This is a genomic window from Pseudomonas sp. NDM, from assembly GCF_003105095.1.
GTDB lineage: Bacteria > Pseudomonadota > Gammaproteobacteria > Pseudomonadales > Pseudomonadaceae > Aquipseudomonas > Aquipseudomonas moraviensis_A.
The window spans coordinates 17,408-30,649 of record NZ_QETJ01000028.1; the positions used below are offsets into that span (position 1 = coordinate 17,408).

18 protein-coding genes are annotated in these 13,242 nt (G+C 60.1%); 8 read left to right on the top strand and 10 right to left on the bottom strand.

Going from position 1 to position 13,242, the window contains the following annotated elements; genetic code table 11:
* Window positions 1–77 precede the first annotated feature (77 nt).
* From DCO47_RS09200 to DCO47_RS09220, 5 genes are read left to right on the top strand one after another with little or no spacing between them, the layout of a single operon-like run.
* Window positions 78–485 (top strand): hypothetical protein, encoded by a 408-nt coding sequence (locus tag DCO47_RS09200; RefSeq protein WP_042608766.1) that lies wholly within the window; start codon window positions 78–80, stop codon window positions 483–485.
* The gene (locus DCO47_RS09205) at window positions 466–1,842 is read left to right on the top strand and encodes a lyase family protein (protein WP_116657963.1); all 1,377 of its coding nucleotides are present in this window, start codon (window positions 466–468) and stop codon (window positions 1,840–1,842) included. The genes DCO47_RS09200 and DCO47_RS09205 overlap by 20 nt, the downstream gene beginning before the upstream one ends.
* A gap of 27 nt (window positions 1,843–1,869) precedes the next feature.
* Window positions 1,870–2,310: a hypothetical protein gene (locus DCO47_RS09210; protein ID WP_116657964.1), complete on the top strand. Its 441-nt coding sequence runs from the start codon at window positions 1,870–1,872 to the stop codon at window positions 2,308–2,310.
* A 1-nt stretch (window position 2,311) separates the two neighbouring features.
* Window positions 2,312–2,923 (top strand): superoxide dismutase, encoded by a 612-nt coding sequence (locus DCO47_RS09215; protein WP_065615789.1) that lies wholly within the window; start codon window positions 2,312–2,314, stop codon window positions 2,921–2,923.
* Window positions 2,924–2,953: 30 nt separating this feature from the next.
* Window positions 2,954–3,847, top strand: coding sequence for a ZIP family metal transporter (locus DCO47_RS09220; protein WP_064364465.1), 894 nt, complete (start codon window positions 2,954–2,956; stop codon window positions 3,845–3,847).
* A 38-nt stretch (window positions 3,848–3,885) separates the two neighbouring features.
* Here the strand turns inward: DCO47_RS09220 and DCO47_RS09225 are convergent, their stop codons facing one another.
* The 10 genes from DCO47_RS09225 to DCO47_RS09270 form a co-directional block, all read right to left on the bottom strand.
* Window positions 3,886–4,161 (bottom strand): HPr family phosphocarrier protein, encoded by a 276-nt coding sequence (locus DCO47_RS09225; protein ID WP_064364464.1) that lies wholly within the window; start codon window positions 4,159–4,161, stop codon window positions 3,886–3,888.
* 15 nt (window positions 4,162–4,176) lie between these two features.
* Window positions 4,177–5,034 (bottom strand): RNase adapter RapZ, encoded by an 858-nt coding sequence (gene rapZ, locus DCO47_RS09230; protein WP_042608760.1) that lies wholly within the window; start codon window positions 5,032–5,034, stop codon window positions 4,177–4,179.
* 2 nt (window positions 5,035–5,036) lie between these two features.
* Entirely contained in the window at window positions 5,037–5,501 is a 465-nt protein-coding gene (gene ptsN, locus DCO47_RS09235) for a PTS IIA-like nitrogen regulatory protein PtsN (RefSeq protein WP_042608759.1), read from the bottom strand.
* Between the two features lie 12 nt (window positions 5,502–5,513).
* Window positions 5,514–5,822, bottom strand: coding sequence for a ribosome hibernation-promoting factor, HPF/YfiA family (gene hpf, locus DCO47_RS09240; protein ID WP_042608758.1), 309 nt, complete (start codon window positions 5,820–5,822; stop codon window positions 5,514–5,516).
* 73 nt (window positions 5,823–5,895) lie between these two features.
* Window positions 5,896–7,386 carry an RNA polymerase factor sigma-54 gene (locus tag DCO47_RS09245; protein WP_116657965.1) on the bottom strand — a complete coding sequence of 497 codons (1,491 nt, stop codon included), beginning with the start codon at window positions 7,384–7,386 and terminating at the stop codon, window positions 5,896–5,898.
* Window positions 7,387–7,552: 166 nt separating this feature from the next.
* Window positions 7,553–8,278: an LPS export ABC transporter ATP-binding protein gene (gene lptB, locus DCO47_RS09250; RefSeq protein ID WP_024011621.1), complete on the bottom strand. Its 726-nt coding sequence runs from the start codon at window positions 8,276–8,278 to the stop codon at window positions 7,553–7,555.
* On the bottom strand, window positions 8,278–8,823 hold the full coding sequence (gene lptA / locus DCO47_RS09255; protein WP_016771679.1) for a lipopolysaccharide transport periplasmic protein LptA: 546 nt from the start codon (window positions 8,821–8,823) through the stop codon (window positions 8,278–8,280). Before lptA ends, lptB begins: the two co-directional genes overlap by 1 nt.
* Window positions 8,810–9,382, bottom strand: coding sequence for an LPS export ABC transporter periplasmic protein LptC (gene lptC / locus DCO47_RS09260; protein ID WP_042608756.1), 573 nt, complete (start codon window positions 9,380–9,382; stop codon window positions 8,810–8,812). Before lptC ends, lptA begins: the two co-directional genes overlap by 14 nt.
* Before the next feature lie 8 nt (window positions 9,383–9,390).
* Window positions 9,391–9,915, bottom strand: a complete 525-nt coding sequence (locus DCO47_RS09265) for an HAD family hydrolase (RefSeq protein WP_016771677.1) — start codon at window positions 9,913–9,915, stop codon at window positions 9,391–9,393.
* Window positions 9,915–10,889 carry a KpsF/GutQ family sugar-phosphate isomerase gene (locus DCO47_RS09270; protein WP_042608754.1) on the bottom strand — a complete coding sequence of 325 codons (975 nt, stop codon included), beginning with the start codon at window positions 10,887–10,889 and terminating at the stop codon, window positions 9,915–9,917. The genes DCO47_RS09265 and DCO47_RS09270 overlap by 1 nt, the downstream gene beginning before the upstream one ends.
* Before the next feature lie 272 nt (window positions 10,890–11,161).
* On the opposite strand from DCO47_RS09270, the gene DCO47_RS09275 reads away from it, so the two are divergent.
* From DCO47_RS09275 to mlaD, 3 genes are read left to right on the top strand one after another with little or no spacing between them, the layout of a single operon-like run.
* The gene (locus DCO47_RS09275; RefSeq protein ID WP_039759369.1) at window positions 11,162–11,971 is read left to right on the top strand and encodes an ATP-binding cassette domain-containing protein; all 810 of its coding nucleotides are present in this window, start codon (window positions 11,162–11,164) and stop codon (window positions 11,969–11,971) included.
* Window positions 11,971–12,768, top strand: a complete 798-nt coding sequence (mlaE, locus tag DCO47_RS09280; RefSeq protein ID WP_042608753.1) for a lipid asymmetry maintenance ABC transporter permease subunit MlaE — start codon at window positions 11,971–11,973, stop codon at window positions 12,766–12,768. Before DCO47_RS09275 ends, mlaE begins: the two co-directional genes overlap by 1 nt.
* Window positions 12,768–13,235, top strand: coding sequence for an outer membrane lipid asymmetry maintenance protein MlaD (gene mlaD / locus DCO47_RS09285; RefSeq protein ID WP_016771673.1), 468 nt, complete (start codon window positions 12,768–12,770; stop codon window positions 13,233–13,235). The genes mlaE and mlaD overlap by 1 nt, the downstream gene beginning before the upstream one ends.
* The last annotated feature ends 7 nt before the right edge of the window (window positions 13,236–13,242 follow it).

Consider the following 13,242-nt stretch of genomic DNA (forward strand, 5'->3'; position numbering starts at 1 on the left):
CAGCGCAAACTCGATCGCTTGTGTTGGTTCTCATTATCATCTAATAATGAATCTCATCTCCGAACGAGTCCCGGATCATGAGTTCTGCCTTGCACGAGCAGCCCTACCTCGAAAGCTGGCGCTGGATGAGCCGCCAGATCCGTTGCGCACTGGATCCTGACGAACCGCGCCTGATCGAACATTACCTCGCCGAAGGGCGCTATCTGTCCTGTTGCACAGCCACTTCGCCCTGGACCGTCGCCGAAACGTCTTTCCGTCTGCTGCTCGACACGGCCAGCGACACCGCGTTGCCGTGGCACTGGCGCAGCGTCTGTCTCGATCAAGCCTGGCGCCCGTTGCGTGACATGGAGCGCCTGTCGCTGTGCCAATGCCGCCTGCAGCGCTGGCAACGCTACACCTGGCAGCTCGCCACTTGCGAGTTGCAACCGTCGATTCCTCTTATTGATTTGCTGCAAGGACATTCGAATGACCAAGACACGTATTGAGCGCGACAGCATGGGCGAGCTGCAGGTGCCGGTCGACGCGCTCTATGGCGCGCAGACCCAGCGCGCAGTGGACAACTTCCCGATCAGCGGCAAGCCGATGCCGACGCAATTCATCCGCGCGCTGATTCTCGCCAAAGCCGCCGCGGCCCGGGCCAATGTTGAGCTGAACCAGATCAGCGTGGCCCAGGGCAAAGCCATCAGCGATGCCGCGCAAGGTCTGCTCGAAGGCGATTTCATGCAGCATTTTCCGGTGGATATCTTCCAGACCGGTTCCGGCACCAGCTCGAACATGAACGCCAACGAAGTGATCGCCACGCTGGCCAGCCGCATGCTCGGTGAGCCGGTCAATGCCTACGATCACGTCAACTGCGGGCAGAGCAGCAACGACATCATCCCGACCACCATTCACGTCAGCGCCGCGCTAGCGCTGCATGAACAACTGTTGCCGGCGCTGTTGCATCTGGTCCAGGTCATCGAGCGCAAGGCCGGACAGGTGCATCATCACGTCAAAACCGGACGCACCCATCTGATGGACGCGATGCCGGTGCGCATGAGTCAGGTGCTCAACGGCTGGGCGCAGCAGCTCAAGGCCAACGTCGCACATCTGCAGGATTTGCTGCCGAGCCTGCAATCCCTGGCGCAGGGCGGCACCGCGGTGGGTACCGGGATCAATGCGCATCCGGAATTCGCCGCGCGATTCAGTCGGCATCTGAGCCAATTGACCGACGTGCAATTCACGCCGGGCAAGGACCTGTTCGCTTTGATCGGCTCGCAGGACACCGCCGTCGCTGTCTCCGGCCAACTCAAGGCCACCGCCGTGTCGCTGATGAAAATCGCCAATGACCTGCGCTGGATGAACTCCGGCCCGCTGGCCGGCCTCGGCGAAATCGAACTCGAAGCGCTGCAGCCGGGCTCGTCGATCATGCCCGGCAAGGTCAACCCGGTGATCCCGGAAGCCACCGCCATGGTCGCCGCGCAAGTGATCGGCAACGACTCGGTGATCACCGTGGCCGGGCAATCGGGCAACTTCGAACTGAACGTGATGCTGCCGATCATCGCGCACAACCTGCTGAGCAGCATCGAACTGCTGGCCAATTCCAGTCGCCTGCTCGGTGACAAGGCGATTGCCAGCTTCAAGGTCAACGAATCGCGGTTGCAAGAAGCGTTGTCGCGCAACCCGATTCTGGTCACCGCCCTCAACCCCATCATCGGCTACCAGAAAGCCGCAGACATCGCCAAGCAGGCCTACCGGGAAAGCCGCGCGGTGATTGACGTTGCCCTGGAACACACCGACCTGTCGCGCAGCCAGCTGGAAGAGTTGCTCAACCCCGAGAAGCTCACCGCCGGCGGCGTGTAAACCCCGCAACTGCTTTGGAGGCTCACCATGGAGCACTGGAAACGCACGATCGAACGGGCCAATCGCTGCTTCATGCTGGGCGAATTGATCGACGCCCGCGAGGCTTACCTGCAAGCCCTGGCCCTGGCGCAAGTGCTGTTCGAACGCTGGGCGGATGCCGACGAAGCGGTGGCGGCCTGCGTCGTCTCGCATCACAACCTCGCCGACCTGCATCTGCGCCTGAACCAACCGGAGGAGAGCGCCGAGTACCTGTGCGCCATCCACCAACGCCTGTTGCAGACCATGCAGGACGAACGCCTGCGCCCGGCCCTGCGTGAAGCGGCGCTGCGCCAGAGCAGCAAGACCTACGTCGAACTGTTGAATTTCATCAGTGAGCATGGGGAATACCCGCGCACCCAGCGTCTGCTGCATCCCGACACCGGCAATGCCCGCCGCACCTCAACTTCTCATCAGTACGGAGTCCATTGAAATGGCTTTTACCTTGCCTGCCTTGCCCTACGCCTACGATGCCCTCGAGCCGCACATCGATGCGCAGACCATGGAGATCCATTACACCAAGCATCACCAGACCTACATCAACAACCTCAACGCCGCCGTGGAAGGCACCGAGTTTGCCGAGTGGCCGGTGGAAAAGCTCGTCGCCAGCGTGCAGCAACTGCCGGAAAAACTTCGCGCGGCGGTGATCAACCAGGGCGGCGGTCACGCCAATCATTCGCTGTTCTGGGAAGTCATGGTGCCCAACGGTGGTGGTAAACCCGACGGCGAGCTGGCCAAGGCCATCGACGAGCAACTGGGCGGACTGGACAGTTTCAAGGAAGCGTTCACCAAAGCCGCGCTGACTCGTTTTGGCAGTGGCTGGGCCTGGCTCAGCGTGACCCCGGAGAAAAAGCTCATCGTGGAAAGCAGTGGCAACCAGGACAGTCCGTTGATGAACGGCAATACCCCGATTCTCGGGCTCGACGTCTGGGAGCACGCCTACTACCTGCGCTACCAGAACCGTCGCCCGGAATACATCAACGCGTTCTACAACGTGATCAACTGGCCGGAAGTTGCTGCGCGCTATCAAGCCGCACTGGTTTGAGCCTTCAATAAAAACAATCCAGGGCTGACTATGAGCACTGAAACACTGGCGATTGGCAGCGGGCGGATGTTTCGTTACGCGGTGGGCTCGCTGTTGCTGTTGGCGGGGATGGCTCTGCTGGTCGCCCACGGTTTGCACTGGCTGAATCTTGAACCCAGGTTGCTGCGCGCATTGCAGGGCGGCGCTATCTGCGCCTTGGGCACGGCGCTCGGCGCGGTGCCGGTGCTGATAATCCGGCGCATGCCGCAGGCACTCAGCGACACCTTGCTGGGATTTGGTGCCGGGGTGATGCTGGCGGCGACGGCGTTTTCGCTGATCGTGCCGGGCATTGCTGCGGCTGAGAGTCTTGGCCTGACGCCGTGGGCCGCCAGTGGTTTGATCTGCTTTGGCATCCTGCTCGGCGCCTTCGGCCTGTATCTGGTGGATCGCAGGGTTTCCGGTGCCACGCCGGAGATGCTCGTCGGCACGCTTGAGCGTCCGGTGATTCCACCGCGCATCTGGCTGTTCGTGTTCGCCATCATCGCGCACAACATTCCGGAAGGCATGGCGGTCGGCGTTTCTGCCGGTGGCGGTATGGCGGATGCCGACAGTCTGGCGATGGGCATCGCGTTGCAGGATGTGCCGGAAGGTCTGGTGATTGCATTGGTACTGGCCGGGGCGGGAATGTCGCGGGTCAGGGCCTTTCTGATCGGCGCGGCGTCAGGGCTGGTCGAACCGGTGTTCGCGTTGTTATGCGCGTGGCTGGTGAGTCTGGCTCAAGTGCTGTTGCCACTGGGGCTGGCGCTGGCGGCCGGGGCGATGTTGCTGGTGGTGACTCACGAAGTGATTCCGGAGTCGCGCCGGCATGGACATGACAAGCTGGCGAGTCTTGGCTTGCTGATCGGTTTTTGTCTGATGATGGTGATGGATACGGCGTTGGGTTGAATGAAGGTGAGGAGGGAGCAAGCTCCCTCATTGGCGGATCATTCGCCTTCGTCGAAGTAGTTGTTGATCAGTTTGACCAAGGCGTCCATAGCTTCCTGAGCCTGTTCGCCCTCGGTGCTCAAATGGATTTTGGTGCCCTTGCCAGCCGCGAGCATCATCATCGCCATGATGCTTTTACCGTCCACTGCTGTCTCGGGCGTGCGGCCGACTCTTATCGTAGTCTGCGGAAACTTGCCGGCCACGCCGACAAATTTGGCCGATGCCCGGGCATGCAGGCCCAGCTTATTGATGATTTCGATTTCACGAGCAGGCATCGCGGTGTGAATCCTTTAGGTGAGGTCGCGGTGGCGAACCTGGACGTTCTTCAGGGTTTTCTGCAGGGCCTGACCCAGGCGTTCGGTCAGGTAGACGGAGCGGTGGTGCCCGCCGGTGCAGCCAATGGCAATGGTGACGTAGGCGCGGTTGCTGGCGGCGAAACGTGGCAGCCACTTGTTCAGATAGGCGTAGATGTCCTGATACATTTCTTCGACATCCGGCTGTTCCGCCAGGTACTCGGCCACTGGTGCATCGAGACCCGACTGCGCACGCAGCTCTGGTTTCCAGTACGGATTAGGCAGGCAGCGGACGTCGAAGACCAGATCGGCATCGACCGGCATGCCGCGCTTGAAACCAAACGATTCGACCAGGAACGCCGTACCCGGCTCAGGCTGATTCAACAGGCGCAACTTCAGGGTGTCGCGCAGTTGATACAGATTGAGGTGGGTGGTGTTGATTTTCAGGTCGGCCAGATCGGCGATCGGGCCGAGCAGGGCGCTTTCATCGTGGATGGCTTCGGCCAGGGAGCGATTGGCGTTGCTCAACGGGTGACGACGACGGGTCTCGGAAAAACGCTTGAGCAGGGTTTCTTCGTCTGCGTCCAGATAGAGCACATCGCACTTGATATGCTTGGCCCGCACGTCTTCGAGCAATTCGGGGAAACGAGACAGATGGCTCGGCAGGTTGCGCGCATCGATCGATACCGCGACCAGCGGCTGCGCCAGCTCGGTGTGGATCAACGCGCGCTCGGCCAGTTCCGGCAGCAAGCCGGCCGGGAGGTTGTCGATGCAGTAGTAACCGTTGTCTTCAAGGACATTCAGGGCGGTACTTTTGCCCGAGCCCGAACGGCCACTGACGATGATCAAACGCATGATTAGTGCCCGTTCTGCTCGTCCAGTACAACCTGGTACAGGGCCTCGTTGCTCGGAGCGCTGCGCAGTTTTTCGCGCACTTCCTTGCGGTCGAGCATACTGGCGATCTGGCGCAGCAATTCCAGATGCGCATCGGTCGCGGCTTCCGGGACCAGCAGCACGAACAGCAGGTCCACCGGGGCGCCGTCGATGGCGTCGAAATCGATCGGGGCTTCGAGGTGCAGCAGCGCGCTGACCGGCGCCGTGCAGCCCTTGAGGCGGCAGTGGGGAATGGCGATGCCGTTGCCGAAACCGGTGGAGCCGAGTTTCTCACGGGCGATCAGCGCCTCGAAGACATCCTGCATCGCCAGATCCGGCACTTCGCGGTGGATCAGGTTGGCAATCTGTTCGAGGGCTTTTTTCTTGCTGCCGCCCGGCGCGTTCACCTGGGAACGGCCGGGGGTCAGGATGGTTTCAAGTCGGATCATGGGATAGGGGGGTTAACGACCGGTTGCGCCCTGGAGGAGGCTCTCGGTCTTTTCCTTATGCTTTTTGAGTTGGCGGTCCAGCTTGTCGGTGAGTGAGTCGATCGCAGCATACATGTCGGTATCTTCTGCGTTGGCGACCACTTCTTTTCCGGGAATATGCAAGGTGGCTTCGATTTTCTGCTGCAGTTTTTCGACGCACATCGTGACCTGCACGTTGGTGATCTTGTCGAAATGTCGCTCCAGTCGTTGGAGTTTTTCCTCGATGTAGGAACGCAGAGGTTGGGTCACTTCCAGTTGGTGTCCACTGATGTTGACTTGCATACAGCTTCTCCTTCGTTGCCAGTGCATAAAGCGGCAGGCCGAAAAGCCTGCCACTGGAACGCTGTAACGTGGCTTACATCAACCGCTTGCGTTCGCTCGAAGGCGCGATTCCGAGGGATTCGCGGTACTTGGCGACGGTGCGGCGAGCCACCTGAATGCCTTGTGCCTCCAGTAAACCAGCGATCTTGCTGTCACTCAACGGCTTTTTCTGATTTTCCGCCGCGACCAGTTTCTTGATGATCGCGCGAATCGCCGTGGACGAGCATTCGCCGCCTTCGGAGGTGCTGACGTGGCTGGAGAAAAAGTATTTCAGTTCATAAATACCGCGCGGGGTATGCATGAATTTTTGGGTGGTCACCCGTGAGATCGTCGACTCGTGCATGCCGACCGCTTCGGCGATGTCATGCAGCACCAGCGGCTTCATCGCTTCGTCGCCATATTCGAGGAAACCGCGCTGATGTTCGACGATCTGCGTGGCCACTTTCATCAGGGTTTCGTTGCGGCTCTGCAGGCTCTTGATGAACCAGCGGGCTTCCTGCAACTGATTGCGCATGAAAGTGTTGTCGGCGCTGGTGTCGGCACGCTTCACAAAACCGGCGTACTGGGCGTTGACGCGCAGACGTGGCACTGATTCCTGGTTCAGTTCCACCAGCCAGCGCTCGTTGTTCTTGCGCACGATCACATCGGGAATGACGTATTCGGCTTCGGTCGATTCGATCTGCGAGCCCGGACGCGGATTGAGGCTCTGCACCAGTTCGATGACCTGGCGCAGTTCGTCTTCCTTGAGCTTCATGCGCCGCATCAACTGGCTGTAATCGCGGCTGCCGAGCAGGTCGATGTAATCGGCGACCAGACGTTTGGCCTCGGTGAGCCACGGCGTCTTCGCGGGCAGCTGGCGCAATTGCAGCAGCAGGCATTCGCTGAGGTTGCGTGCGCCGATCCCGGCGGGCTCGAATTGCTGGATGCGATGCAGGACGGCTTCGATTTCGTCGAGCTCGATGTCCAGTTCCGGGTCGAACGCTTCGAGGATTTCTTCAAGCGTTTCGTCCAGGTAACCCTGATTGTTGATGCAATCGATCAGGGTCACGGCGATCAGGCGATCGGTGTCGGACATCGGCGCCAGGTTCAGTTGCCAAAGCAGATGGCTCTGCAGGCTCTCGCCGGCGGAAGTGCGGGTGGTGAAATCCCACTCGTCGTCATCGCTGCTGGGCAGGCTGCTGGCGCTGGTCTGATAAACATCTTCCCAGGCGGTGTCTACCGGCAGTTCGTTGGGGATGCGCTCGTTCCATTCGCCATCTTCAAGGTTGTCCACCGTCGGGGCGGCTTCCTGATAGGAGGGTTCCTGGATTTCGGCGGGCTTCTGTTCGGCGTTGTCGGCCAAGGGATCGGCGTTATCGAAGTCGTCGCCTTCTTCCTGGCGTTCGAGCATCGGATTGGATTCCAGAGCCTCCTGGATTTCCTGTTGCAGGTCCAGGGTCGACAATTGGAGCAGGCGGATGGCCTGTTGCAGCTGCGGTGTCATCGTCAGCTGCTGGCCCATTCTCAAGACTAGCGATGGTTTCATGGCAGGGGCTTAACACCTTATTCGCCGGCGCTTTGCGCCATCCACTACAGGGCGCCGAAGCGCCAAACTTAAGCAAATTATATGCCTGAAACTGAAGTGTTTGCCTAGAGCGCTGTAACAATTAAAGCGGATAAATGCGCCTTGAATCGATACAGCGCTGGCGCGCTTACAGGCGGAACTCGTGACCCAGATACACTTCCTTGACCAGATCGTTGGCCAGGATGGTCTCGGCATCGCCTTCAGCGATCAGTTGACCGTCGTTGACGATGTAAGCGGTTTCGCAGATATCCAGCGTCTCACGGACGTTGTGGTCGGTGATCAGCACCCCGATGCCCTTGGCCTTGAGGTGGTGGATGATCTGCTTGATGTCGCCGACCGAGATCGGGTCGACACCGGCGAACGGTTCGTCGAGCAGGATGAATTTCGGCGCAGTGGCCAGAGCGCGAGCGATTTCCACCCGGCGACGCTCGCCACCGGACAGGCTCATGCCGAGGTTGTCGCGGATGTGGCTGATGTGGAACTCCTGCAGCAGGCTTTCCAGCTCCTTGCGACGACCGGCCTTGTCGAGTTCAGGACGGGTCTCGAGGATCGCCATGATGTTGTCGGCGACCGACAGTTTGCGGAAGATCGATGCTTCTTGCGGCAGATAGCCGATACCGGCCTTGGCGCGGCCGTGCATCGGCTGGTGGCTGACGTCCAGATCATCGATCAGCACCCGGCCCTGATCGGCCTGCACCAGGCCGACGATCATGTAGAAGCAGGTCGTCTTGCCGGCGCCGTTCGGGCCGAGCAGGCCGACGATCTGCCCGCTGTCGATCGACAGACTGACGTCACGCACGACCTGGCGGCTTTTATAGGCCTTGGCCAGGTGCTGAGCTTTCAGAGTTGCCATTACTGGGATTTCTCTTCGGTTTTCTTCTTCGGCTGGATCACCATGTCGATGCGCGGACGCGATTCGGTGACCTTGCTGCCCGTGGCGCGACCGGCGCTGGCGAGTTTCTTCACGGTGTCGTAGACGATTTTTTCGCCCTGGGTGACGTTGTTATCCTTGTCGATAACCTTGGCCTTGTCGATCAGCACCACGCGGTTCTGCTGGGCGTGGTATTGAATCGTCACGCCGTAGCCCTTGACCGGGTTGGCGTCGCCCTGGGTCTGCAACTGCTCGAAGTAAGCCAGATTGCCCACCGAGGTCACCACGTCGATATCGCCGTTGGGCGCGCGAGTCATGGTCACCGTGTTGCCTTTAACGATCATCGAGCCCTGGGTAATGATCACGTCACCTTTATAGGTGGCGATGCCATTCTTGTCGTCCAGCTGGGCGTCGTCGGCCTGAATGCGGATAGGTTGCTGCTGATCGTTCGGCAGGGACCAGGCGCTCGCGCTTCCCAGTGCTGCGCCCAGACTGAGCAAAATAGGGAGGGTTTTAACGAGCCTCATACTGTCCTCTTACGTTCGATTGCAGGTGTATCCTGCTGTCCTTCAGGTACGCTTTCATTCCGACGCCAGTCGACACGCCGCCAGCACCCTCGATTCTAACGGGTTGCGCAGTCTGCGCATATTCCTGCTGCGGGAACACGGTCATGCGGGTGCTGGTGATCAGGGTGCCGCGCTTTTTCTCATCGGTGCGCTGTACGCGGACCGAATCGATCAATTCCACTTCGGTACCGCCCGAGTTCACTTCGCCGCGCTCGCTGGTCACGTGCCACGGGAAGTCGGTGCCGCGATACATGTTCAAATCAGGCTTGGTCACCAGCGTGACATCGGTGGCCTTGACGTGCTCGGCCTTGTCGGAGGTCATCTCGTATTGCACCTTGCCGTCGGGCAGGTACTGGATGGTGTGCGTGTTGGTCGCGTACCAGTCGATCGGGTTCTCGGCAGTCGAGACCGGAGGCTTGTCGAGGAAGCGTTCCGGGCTGATGTTCCAATAGCCGACCGCAGCGAAAATCGCCGCGATGCAGCCGAACAGCAGGAAGTTGCGAAACTTTTTGCTAAACATGGTCTGGCTCACAGGTACGCGGCGTTGGCCGCTTCGAGGCGGCCCTGGGCGCGCAGGATCAATTCGCAGAATTCGCGGGCAGCACCTTCGCCGCCACGGGCGCGGGTAACGCCGTGGGCGTGTTCGCGGACGAAATCGGCAGCGTTGGCCACCGCCATGCCCAGCCCTACGCGGCGGATTACCGGCAAGTCTGGCAGATCGTCGCCCAGATAGGCGACTTCTTCATAGCTTAGGCCCAGTTGTGCGAGCAGGCCGTCGAGCACCACCAATTTGTCTTCGCGCCCCTGAAACAGATGCGGGATGCCGAGATTCTTCGCGCGGCGCTCGACCACTGGGGTCTTGCGACCGCTGATGATCGCGGTTTGCACGCCGGCATTCATCAGCATCTTGATGCCCTGGCCGTCGAGAGTATTGAAAGTCTTGAACTCGCTGCCGTCTTCGAGGAAGTACAGCCGACCGTCGGTGAGTACACCGTCGACGTCGAAGACTGCCAGTTTGATCGCTTTGCCGCGTTGCAGCAGATCGTTGCTCATTACATGACTCCTGCGCGCAGCAGATCGGAGAGGTTGAAGGCGCCGATCGGGCGATCCTCCTCGTCGACGACTACCAGGGCGCTGATTCGATGGTCTTCCATGATTTTCAGGGCTTCGGCGGCAAGCATGTCGGGCCGCGCGGTTTTGCCATGTGCGGTCATCACTTCGTCGATGGTCGCGTTGCGAATGTCGATGGTGCGGTCCAGGGTGCGACGCAAATCACCGTCGGTGAAGATCCCGGCGAGTTTGCCGTCGGCCTCAAGGATAGCGGTCATGCCGAGGCCCTTGCGGGTCATTTCCATCAGCGCGTCCTTGAGCAGGGTGCCGCGTTGTACTTGCGGCAGCTCCTCCCCGGCGTGCATGACGTTTTCCACTTTCAGCAACAGGCGCCGGCCAAGTGCGCCGCCCGGATGCGAGAAGGCAAAATCTTCGGCGGTAAAACCGCGCGCTTCCAGCAAGGCCACGGCCAGGGCGTCACCCATGACCAGCGCTGCGGTAGTCGAAGATGTCGGTGCCAGGTTCAACGGGCAGGCTTCGTGCTCAACGTGCACATTGAGATTGACCTCGGCAGCCTTCGCCAGCGGCGACTGCGGGTTGCCAGTGACGCTGATCAACTGGATGCCCAAGCGTTTGATCAATGGCAGCAGCGTTATGATTTCGTTGGTCGAGCCGGAGTTCGACAGCGCCAGAATCACGTCGTCGCGGGTGATCATGCCCATGTCGCCATGGCTGGCTTCGGCGGGATGGACAAAAAACGCCGGAGTGCCGGTGCTGGCCAGGGTCGCGGCGATCTTGTTGCCGATGTGCCCGGATTTGCCCATGCCGACCACGACCACACGGCCCTTGCTGGCCAGAATCATCTCGCAAGCGCGTACGAAATCGGCGTCGATATGGGCCATCAAGCCTTGGACGGCTTCCACTTCGAGGCGGATGGTGCGTTGTGCCGATTGAATCAGGTCGCGGGTTTTGCTCATGTCAGAATCGTATGGGCCGATGAAAAGGCGGCGATTATAGCGGTTATGTGGCAAAGCCTCACGCAAGTTCGTCGTGCTTTGTCATTACTGGTTACCAAAACCCTCTGAAAGTCGCTGCGACCCTCATCTGTCGGCGATTCAGGCCGGGTTCTCGCTTGGGCGCTCAGCCTTTGCAGTGATATAGTTCGCCGCCAGTTCGGCCTGCCCGGGATGCAGGTGTTTCCGAGGAAAGTCTGGCATCCCAGTGAGAGGCTGCATCGCAAGGAGTTTAGATGAGTGCCGATAACGCCTACGCGGTCGAGCTGAAGGGAGTCTCCTTCAAGCGCGGTGCGCGGAGCATTTTCAATAACGTCGATATCCGCATCCCGCGCGGCAAGGTCACCGGCATCATGGGGCCTTCCGGCTGCGGCAAGACCACGCTGCTGCGTCTGATGGGCGCGCAGTTGCGCCCGTCCAGCGGCGAAGTCTGGGTCAACGGGCAGAACCTGCCGACGCTGTCGCGCAGTGACCTGTTCGATGCGCGCAAGCACATGGGCGTACTGTTTCAGAGCGGTGCGCTGTTCACCGACCTCGATGTGTTCGAGAACGTGGCCTTTCCGCTGCGGGTTCACACGCAACTGCCGGAAGACATGATCCGCGACATCGTCCTGCTCAAGTTGCAGGCCGTGGGGCTGCGCGGTGCCATCGAACTGATGCCGGACGAGCTGTCCGGCGGCATGAAGCGCCGCGTCGCGCTGGCCCGGGCAATTGCCCTCGATCCGCAGATTCTCATGTACGACGAGCCTTTCGTGGGCCAGGACCCGATCGCCATGGGCGTACTGGTGCGCCTGATTCGTTTGCTCAACGATGCACTGGGCATCACCAGTATCGTGGTGTCCCACGATCTGGCGGAGACCGCGAGCATTGCCGATTACATTTATGTAGTGGGCGATGGTCAGGTGCTGGGGCAGGGCACGCCGGATGAGCTGATGAATTCGGATGAGCCGCGTATCCGCCAGTTCATGACCGGCGATCCCGATGGTCCGGTGCCGTACCATTTTCCAGCGACGGATTACCGCGCAGATCTTCTGGGGAAGCGCTGATGCGCAGAATTTCATTGATGGAACGCGTGCGTCGGTTCGGCGAATCGGCGATCGACGCGGTCGCGGTGTTTGGTCGGGCGACCCTGTTCCTGTTTCACGCCCTGCTGGGCCGTGGCGGTATCAGCGGTGGTTTCGGCCTGTTGGTCAAGCAGCTGCACTCGGTCGGCGTCATGTCGCTGGTGATCATCGTGGTCTCCGGCATTTTCATCGGCATGGTGCTCGCGCTGCAGGGCTTCAGCATTCTTTCCAGCTATGGTTCAGAGCAGGCGGTGGGGCAGATGGTCGCCCTGACGTTGCTGCGTGAACTGGGGCCGGTGGTCACGGCGTTGCTGTTTGCCGGTCGCGCCGGTTCGGCATTGACCGCCGAGATCGGCAACATGAAATCCACCGAGCAGTTGTCCAGCCTGGAAATGATCGGTGTCGATCCGCTCAAGTACATCATTGCCCCGCGCCTGTGGGCCGGGTTCATTTCCCTGCCGGTGCTGGCGATGATCTTCAGTGTCGTCGGCATCTGGGGTGGTTCGTGGGTCGCGGTCGACTGGCTGGGCGTCTACGAAGGCTCCTACTGGGCGAACATGCAGAACAGCGTGACCTTCACCAGCGACGTGCTCAACGGCGTGATCAAGAGTGTCGTTTTCGCTTTCGTCGTGACGTGGATCGCCGTATTCCAAGGCTATGACTGTGAACCCACTTCCGAGGGAATCAGTCGTGCCACCACCAAGACCGTGGTGTTTGCCTCGCTGGCAGTGCTCGGTCTGGACTTTATTCTGACCGCTTTGATGTTTGGAGATTTCTGATGCAAAACCGCACCCTGGAAATCGGTGTCGGCCTGTTCCTGCTGGCAGGGATCCTGGCTTTGCTGCTGCTCGCCTTGCGCGTCAGCGGCCTGTCTCCGACTTCGTCCACCGACACCTATAAGTTGTATGCCTATTTCGACAATATCGCCGGTCTGACGGTCAGAGCCAAAGTGACCATGGCCGGTGTGACCATCGGCAAGGTCACCGCCATCGATCTGGATCGCGACAGCTTCACCGGTCGGGTCACGCTGCAGGTGGATAAAAAAGTCGACAACCTGCCGGTTGATTCGACTGCGTCTATTCTCACCGCGGGCCTGCTGGGCGAGAAATACATCGGTATCAGCGTGGGCGGTGAAGACACTCAGTTGAAAGACGGTGGAACCATCCATGACACGCAGTCGTCACTGGTACTGGAAGACCTGATCGGTAAATTCCTGCTCAATACCGTTAGCAAAGACGCCAAATGAGGAGCTT